We start from the raw sequence: 9,100 nt of genomic DNA on the forward strand, positions 1-9,100 counted from the left end.
ATAACGTTTTTTGACACTTGGGGGTAGTCTTATTTCTTAAGTTGATGGGCATGTGCTATGTACCACGTTTGTGAAAAAGTAAAAAAGGCTAAAGCAAAGCTTGAAAAAAGAGTAGCTGCCCAAAGAAAAAGGAAATTCGTATTTTTTAATAACGGTTTTCCGCTTCCTTCTAAAGCAGTTTTATTTTGTTGTAGTTCCTCCATATTGCTTCCTTTCTATGTGACAAATTTAAACTGAAAAACCAGTAAACGCCCGATTGATGAGGGCTAATACTCAATGGGAGATGCCCTCCGCTGAGTATAGTTTCACTTTATACAGTTTCTAATATTTCTATACTGCACTTTCTCATTGTAGACAATAATAATGGATTTGCCCAGTAGCTATTTAACGACAAAAAAAGATGCCGAATGGGCATCTTTTTTTAGGCTAACGCAATATAAATATCCAATTGTGCATGATTTGGGTCTAATGCTCTTTCGGCGTAAAGTTCAAAGTCTGTTGTGAAGGCACGTTTATTTTCTTTCGACCATTGCCAAATATATTCCCAAGCTTCGCAAACGACTTCAGCAACTGGTCCCTTTCTCGTTGTAAATACCGCATACGTAGCGGCAGGTATTGTTAAAGTTGTCATATTTTCAGGAACGTCTTCTAATGAAGAAACGGGCATACCGATTGTAAATGTATATGTACCGGTTTCATCTGATTCGTAGTTTGAGTAGAAAGCGAATGTTTCTTTCGTTTGTTGATTTGGGATGTGATGCATCATTTGTTCTTGAAAGTATCGGTTCCAAAGCTCGGGAATGTTTCCTTGAGTAGATGCCTCTTTTTCATTAGTCGTCTTAATCGAAACGCCGATTGCTTGGAAAGCTTCTTTTTTTACGATAATGGGTTCGTTTATCATTAACAATTCCTCCTCCAAAATAAGAACGTACGTTCCTTTATAATGTAACATATTTTTACATGTAACGGTTATTGTTTTTTGAAAATTTTAATCATAAACAACAAACTGAAATAACTAAAAAATGGTAAAAATTCTATTGTATGTATGAATAGGTTAGGGAGTATGTTAAGATTTTTATGTATCCTTTAACTGTTATATAAACCTATACAGTAGAGCGTTTTTACTATATTAAAAAATGGTAAAGGTTTGTATAAGTGTCCGATATATATATTATTTTTGATAAATTGAAATAGTAATATTCTATGAGATTTATATTGTTGAAATTGGGATTTCAACGATACATTTTCGTAGGGCGGATTGTTGCGAGTGGATATATATTGCTATGCCTCCGGCTACTAAATGAAAGGGTTACTGAAATTAAGTAGACGGATAGCAAGTATATAGAAAGGAGAAAGGTAGAAAATATGAAGCAAGTATTGAAGTGTTTTAATGTCGTAACGATGATCACACTTCTCCTATCCATCATATTGCCTTCACCCAGTGCTTTTGCTACAGAGATAAATAAAAAAAGCTGGGATGAGTTACAAGGAAATGATGTGAAAATTAAGGCAGAGCAAGTAAATGCTGAAATATATAAGGGAGAAGTAGCGGAGAGGGAGCACGTATTTCAATATACGATTGAAAATACGGGAGATATACCAATTCAAGAATTGGTAATTAAACAAAATAATGAGAATGAAATCACGTTCCCTTCGCAATCTGTGAAAGTAAACGGAGAGAAGTTACCTGAAAATAAGGTAGCGGATTTCTATGTAGAGGAAAAAGATAAGGGAGGAAAGATTCTTTCTTCTAATCTTAAAATTCAAGATTTAAAATCACATGAAAAAATGACTGTGTTAATAAAAGCTCGTCGTGCACAACATTTTAATAAAGAGTATAAGCAAAAAATTAGTGTGCAAAAGGATCAACTACAAATAGGGAGCATGTCTGTAGATGTTGAAGGGCTTCCTTCTGAAGATAAGTTGGAAGCTAATACCGATGATGAGGTTGACAGTAGTAAGAAAGCTATCGGATCAACAACTGATTCAAAAACTAAAGAAGTAGATGGAAAATTAAAAGTATCTGTAGAAGATAAAAATAAACCTACACAAAAAACAGAAATAGAGAAGGTACAACAATCTGAAGCTGAGGAGCAACTAAAAGAAGAGAAAAAGCAATCACCTTTAGCAGTAAAGCAGAGTGATGCAGAAGTACAAGCTGCATCAGAAAATGCTTCGAAGGTTCAAATCCAAACAGGAGATAAACAAGGATTTGGAGACCCACTGTATTCTATTATTACTGCCGGTAATTTAGTACAAACTGGTAATGTGACGCTTGGTTTGACTACGGATCATTATGGAAGACAAAGTATGGGTTATAAAACGAATAAAATGACTGTGAACGTTGATAACGATGATAGTACTTTTAATTCGTCAACAGGTGCATTTCCTAACATCCCTGCCGGAAGTAAAGTGAAAAAGGCGTATTTGTTTTGGACAGCTGCAATGGGAACTGTAACTAGTACAAATGTTAATCAAAGAGTTAGTGATAATGATGTACGACAACCAGTCAAAATGAAAATGGGAAATAAAGAATATGCAGAGGTAAGTGCTGATAGCATACGAAAAGCGGATTACCTACCTTATATTTCTAATTACTCAGGTAGTGGTGCTGGTTATGTTGCGTATGCAGATGTAACAAATGTAATTGCACAGCAAGGCATTTCTCAAACGTTGACAGTTGCGAATGTGCCACAAATTAAAGATGTAGCAGGTGGCGGCTATTACTGGGGTAACTGGAATCTTATATTAGTTTATGAAAACTATAAAGAAACAGTAAAAGACATGAAGATTTGGGAAGGGCTAGTCTCTCAAAAAAGCACAGCTTGGACAGATATTAGTGTTAATAAAATAAACACACCAAAAGAAGGTGCTTTTAAGGCGAAATTTAGTTATTTTTCATCGCAAGGTGATCCAGCTGAGAAAGATGGATATGCATATGATTATGGAGAATATGATTTTGGTGCTGGATATATAAAGATAAAAAATATTAACGGTAAAGATAATGATGCGAATGATTCGTCTATGACAGAAGTACAAGTAGACGGTACTAACGAGTTTGTTACAAAAAAATATCCAGGATATAACCCGGATTGGACAAATTCATTCAGTACTGACATTCATACGTATCATCTTGAAGGACCTACTCAAGTAAAAAATGATTTAAAAGAAGCAAAAATGCGTTTTAGAGCAAATGGTGGTACTGGTGATATTTACGTATTAAATAACGCTACATTCGTTACAGAACATAATGCTCCAAACTTACAAGTTGATAAAAAGGCATTAGATAGTGCTGGTAAAGAAGTTAAGGAAATTAAAGCCGGTGAAGAGTTTACGTATCAAATTGAAGTGAAAAATGATACGAAAAATAACCAAGCGCCTGTATCTAATGTAAAAGGTTTTGATAAATTAGATGATCGTTTAGAGTATGTTCCGGGGTCTATTCAATATGTTTCTGGAAGTAATAAAGGAAATAAAACAGATAATGCAAGCGACGATGAAGCAGAGTTTGTAAATAATCAAATTGATTTCCGTATTGGTGAAGGGGCAGATGCTAAAGACGGCGGTGTTTTAAAGCCTGGTGAAAGTACCATTATTACATTTAAAGTAAAAGTGAAAGCTTCTGTACAATCAGATACAACAATAAAAAATATCGTTGCTGTAAAGGGAAAAGATAGTACCGAGGTAAATTATGAGACTGCAGATGATGCAAATGTTACGGTTACGCTGCCAAAAGAAGTTCCGGGAGAAATAGAGGCGAGAAAAATAGCTTCTAATAAAACACCGAAGCTAGGTGATGAGGTAGAGTATCGTATTACATTTAAAAATAAGGTGAAAGATGGACGTCTAGATGTATTGACGATTGAAGATGAATTACCAAGTAGTCTTGAATACGTGAAAGATAGCTTGAAAGCCGAAGGTATAAAACCAGATCCAGTAGAGCTGAAGTTTGAAAATGGCAAAGTAATTGCAAAGTATCCAGAAATTATGGATATGGAAGAAAGAAGTATCGTCTTTAAAACAAAAGTAAAAGAAACTGCAAAAATTGGTGAAGAAATTGTTAACAAAGCAACCGTTAGTGATAAAACAAATCCACCAAAGGATCTAGAAGAGAAGATTACACCACAGCATAAGGCCGGTAAAATTGCTGCAAAGAAAAAAGCAACAAATAAGAAGCCGAAGCTAGGAGAAGAAGTTGAATATCAAATTAGCTTCAAAAATACGGTGGAAAACGGAAAACTAGATGCAGTTACAATAGAAGATGAAATTCCAGCTAACTTAGAATTTGTTCAAGGTAGTGAGCGAGCTGAAGGTGCTGAACCAAATCCAGTAGAGTTAAAAGTAGAAAATGGTAAGGTAATAGCAAAATATCCAGAGATTACGGATACAAAAGAGCGAAGCATTGCCTTTAAAGTGAAAGTAAAAGAAGAGGCAAAAGCGGGAGAAACGATTGTTAATAAAGCGGTTGTGAGTGAGCCAAATGGACAATCTGAGCATCCAGAAGAAAAGATTACGCCGGATTATAAATACGGTAAAGTGGATGTAGAAAAAAGCGTAACGAATCAAACACCAAAACTAGGAGAAGAAGTGGAATACCGAATTACATTTTATAATACGGTAGAAAATGGAAAACTAGAAAAGGTGCTAGTAGAAGATACATTACCTAAAGGTGTTGAATACGTGAAAGATAGTTTGAAAGCTGAAGGCATAAAACCAGAGCCAGTAGAACTAAAAGTGGAAGACGGAAAAGTAATGGCAAAGTATCCAGAAATTATGGATACAGAAAAAAGAAGTATTGTTTTTAAAGTGAAAGTAAAAGATTCGGCAAAAGTAGGGGAGGCAATTGTAAATAAAGCAATTGCAAAAGATCCGAAAAATGAGCCTGTTGAATCAAAGGTTGTTATTACACCACAAAGTAAAAAAGGTGAAATTGCTGCTACAAAGGTAGTTAATAATAAGAAACCAAAGCTAGGTGAGGAAATCGAGTACCGCATTAGTTTTCATAATACGGTTGAGAACGGAAAACTAGAAGAGGTGCGAGTGGAAGATACAATTCCAAAAGGTCTTGAATATGTAGAAAATAGCATCAAGGCTGAAGGAGAAGCACCTGGACCAGTAGAATTAGCTGTTGAAAATGGGATAGTCAAAGCTAAGTATATCGATATTATGGATATGAAAGAAAGAAGTATCGTCTTTAAAGTAAAGGTGAAGGAAGAAGCAAAAGTAGATAAAGAGATTGTCAATAAAGCAATTGTTGATGATACGAAAAATCCACCGATTGAGCCGGAAGAAAGAATTACTCCGCAATATAAGGATGGAATAATTGATTCGAAGAAGACAGTAGATAATCCATCACCAAAACTAGGAGAAGAAGTAGAATACCGAATTAGCTTTAAAAATACGGTAGAAAACGGAAAACTAGAAAAGGTAACGATAGAGGATACAATTCCTAACGGTTTAGAGTATGTAAAAGGCAGTGAAAAGGCTGAAGGTGATAAACCAGCTCCATTAAAGTTAAGTGTGAAAGATGGAAAAGTTATTGCTGAATACGAAAATATTACGGATATGAAAGAAAGAAGTATTGTCTTTAAGGTAAAGGTGAAGGAAGAAGCGGAAGTGGGTAAGGAAATCATCAATAAGGCAATTGTTGATGATATGAAACATCCGAAAGAACCAGAAGCGAAAATTACACCATTACATAAAGATGGAAAAATTAAAGCGAAGAAAATCGTAAATAATGAAACACCGAAGTTAGGAGAAGAAGTAGAATACCGAATTAGTATGAAAAATACGGTAAAGAACGGAAAGCTAACAGACGTGACAATAGAGGATACTTTACCAGAAGGTTTAGAGTATGTAGAAAATAGTTTGAAAGCAGAAGGTACCGGAACAGATTCAGTAGAGCTGAAATTTGAAAACGGTAAGGTAATGGCAAAATATCCAGAAATTATGGATACAGAAGAAAGAAGTATCGTTTTTAAAGTGAAAGTAAAAGAAGAAGTAAAAGTCGGTAAAAAAATCATTAATAAAGCAACTATTGATGATTCGCAAAATAAGCCAGTTAATCCGACAGCGGAAATTATTCCTCAGTATAAAGCTGGAAAACTTGAAGCGAAAAAGATGGTAAATAATGAAACGCCGAAGTTAGGAGAAGAAGTGGAATACCGAATCAGCTTTAAAAATACGGTAGAACATGGAAAGCTAACAGAGGTAATAATAGAAGATGATTTACCAAATGGATTAGAGTATGTGAAAGATAGTGTAAAAGCAGAAGGTTCTAAGCCAGATCCAGTGGAATTGAAATTTGAAAACGGTAAGGTAATGGCAAAGTATCCTGAGATTACAGATACGAAAGAAAGAAGTATCGTTTTTAAAGTGAAGGTGAAAGATTCAGTTGCAATAGGGAAGGACATTACAAATAAGGCAATTATCCATGTTGATGATCCGAACCACCCTATAACTGAACCAACAGCGAAAATTACACCGCAATATAAAGACGGTAAAATTGCTGCTCATAAAAAGGTGAATAATCATAAACCGAAGCTAGGGGAAGAAATCGAATACCGAATTTCATTTAATAATACGGTGAAAGATGGACAGCTGGCAGAGGTGAAAATTGAGGATGAAATTCCGTCTGGTTTAGAGTATGTGAAAGATAGTCTAAAAGCAGAAGGTGATAAGCCAGCCCCAGTAGAGTTGAAAGAAGAAGCTGGTAAGGTTAGTGCGAAGTATGAAAATATCACTGACATGAAAGAAAGAAGTATTATCTTTAAAGTGAAGGTGAAAGATTCTGTTGAAGTGGACAAAGCAATTGTAAATAAAGCAATTGTTGATGATACAAAAAATCCACCAGAGCGACCGGAAGTAGATATTACACCGCAGCATAAAGCTGGTAAATTTAAAGCTAATAAAAAGGTAAGCAAAAAAGATCCAAAGCTAGGAGAAGAAGTAGAGTACCGAATTAGTTTTAAAAATACGGTAGAAAACGGAAAACTAGCAGAAGTGAAAATTGAGGATCAATTACCAACTGGCTTAGAGTATGTGAAGGATAGTTTAAAATCAGAAGGTAATGAGCCAGCGCCAGTAGAGTTAAAAGAAGAAGCTGGTAAGGTTAGTGCGAAGTATGAAAATATTACTGATACAGCTGAGCGTAGTATTCGCTTTAAGGTAAAAGTAACGGAAGCAGTAAAAGTCGGTAAGAAAATCGTGAATACGGCAATTGTGGATGAGGATAATCCGAAGAATCCGCCGCAAAAACCAGAAGCGATTATTACGCCGGAGTATAAGGACGGAAAACTAAAAGCTGAGAAAACAGTAAATAATCCAGCTCCAAAATTAGGAGAAGAAGTAGAGTATCGAATTACGTTCCGTAACGTAGTAGAGCATGGAAAAGTAGCGAAGGTGAAAATTAAGGATGAATTACCAAACAGTTTAGAGTTTGTAGAAGGTAGTGAAAGAGCCGAGGGAGAGAATCCGAAACCGTTGTATGTGAAAGTGAAAAACGGCACAGTACTCGCAGAATATCCAGAAATTACGGACATGAAAGAAAGAAGCATCGTCTTTAAAGTAAAAGTGAAAGATAAAGCTAAAATTGGCGAAGCGATTGTGAATACGGCGGTTGTGGAAGATACAATAAACCCACCAGAGAAACCGAATGTCGCTATACAGCCTCAACATAAAGATGGTGCATTACAAGCAGAAAAAACAGTAAGTAATCATGAACCGAAGTTAGGAGAAGAAGTAGAATATCGAATTAGCTTTGAAAATACGGTAGAGAACGGAAAACTAACTGAGGTAAAGGTAGAAGATGAAATTCCAGCCGGTTTAGAATACGTACAGGATAGTATAAAGTCTGATGGGCCGGAACCAAATCCAGTAGAACTTAAAGTTGAGAATGGAAAAGTAACAGCAAAGTATCCAGAAATTACGGATACGAAAAAAAGAAGTATCATCTTTAAAGCGAAAGTACAAGAAACGGTACAAGTAGGAAAAGAAATTATAAACAAGGCGGTTGTGGATGATAATAATCCGACAAATCCACCGGTTGAGTCACTTGTACCAATTACACCGCAATATAAAGATGGGAAACTAGAGGCAAGGAAAGAAGTAAGTAATCATGAACCAAAGCTAGGGGAAGAAATCGAATATCGAATTACTTTTAACGGCATAGTAGATGGCGGGAAGTTAGTTGATGTAAAGATTGAAGATGAAATTCCGTCTGGTTTAGAGTATGTGAAAGATAGTCTGAAGGCTGTAGGTGATAAGCCTGTACCAACAGAACTTAAAGTTGAGAATGGAAAAGTAACAGTAAAGTATCCAGAAATTATGGATACGAAAGAAAGAAGTATCATCTTTAAAGTAAAGGTAAAAGAATCAGTAAAAGTTGGAGAGGAAATAACAAATAAAGCGATTATTCACGTAGATGATCCAAATCATCCAGTTATGGAACCGACAGCGACAATAAAGCCAGAATATAAAGATGGTAAGGTAAAAGCAACGAAGACAGTAAGTAATAAAGAACCGAAGCTAGGAGAAGAAATCGAATACCGAATTAGCTTTGAAAATACGGTAGAAAACGGAAAATTAGCTGAGGTAAAGATAGAAGATGAAATTCCAGCCGGTTTAGAGTACGTGCAAGATAGTATTCGATTTGAAGGGGCTGAACCAAATCCAGTAGAGTTAAAAATGGAATTTGGAAAAGTAATAGCGAAGTATCTAGAAATTACAGATACGAAAGAACGTAGTATTATTTTTAAAGCGAAGGTAAAAGCAGCACCAAGTAAAGGGATAACAAATAGAGCGATAGTGGACGATAGAATAAATCCACCACTTGAGCCTACAGTTACAATTTTACCGAAAACAAAAGAAGATTTTAAGATACCGGAAGATCCGAAAGAACCAGAAGTGAAACCGGAAGATCCGAAAGAACCAGAAGTGAAACCGGAAGACCCGAAAGACCCGAAAGACCCGAAGGAACCAGAAGTGAAACCAGAGGATCCGAAAGATCCGAAGGAACCAGAAGTGAAACCGGAAGACCCGAAAGACCCGAAGGAACCAGAAGTGAAACCGGAAGACCCGAAAGAGCCGAAGGAGCCAGAAG

At 35.9% G+C, this 9,100-nt stretch carries 2 protein-coding genes and 1 pseudogene; 1 reads left to right on the forward strand and 2 read right to left on the reverse strand.

The genetic code is table 11. From position 1 onward, the window contains the following. Positions 1-35 precede the first annotated feature (35 nt). Both ACODS7_RS29655 and ACODS7_RS29660 read right to left on the reverse strand, forming a co-directional pair. A pseudogene (locus ACODS7_RS29655) lies at positions 36-203 on the reverse strand (MFS transporter); the annotation flags it as partial. A gap of 218 nt (positions 204-421) precedes the next feature. Then, complete coding sequence (locus tag ACODS7_RS29660; protein WP_029443505.1) at positions 422-901, reverse strand: GyrI-like domain-containing protein; 480 nt, start codon at positions 899-901, stop codon at positions 422-424. A 464-nt stretch (positions 902-1,365) separates the two neighbouring features. On the opposite strand from ACODS7_RS29660, the gene ACODS7_RS29665 reads away from it, so the two are divergent. Beyond that, positions 1,366-9,100 (forward strand): isopeptide-forming domain-containing fimbrial protein (locus ACODS7_RS29665; protein WP_488828277.1); only part of this gene is annotated, 7,735 nt, incomplete at its 3' end.

The sequence above is a fragment of the Bacillus sp. FG16 genome (assembly GCF_057809515.1).

Bases quoted from the DNA above. Each gene is read 5' to 3' on its own strand.
- ACODS7_RS29660 (WP_029443505.1), bottom strand. From the start codon at position 901: ATGATAAACGAACCCATTATCGTAAAAAAAGAAGCTTTCCAAGCAATC.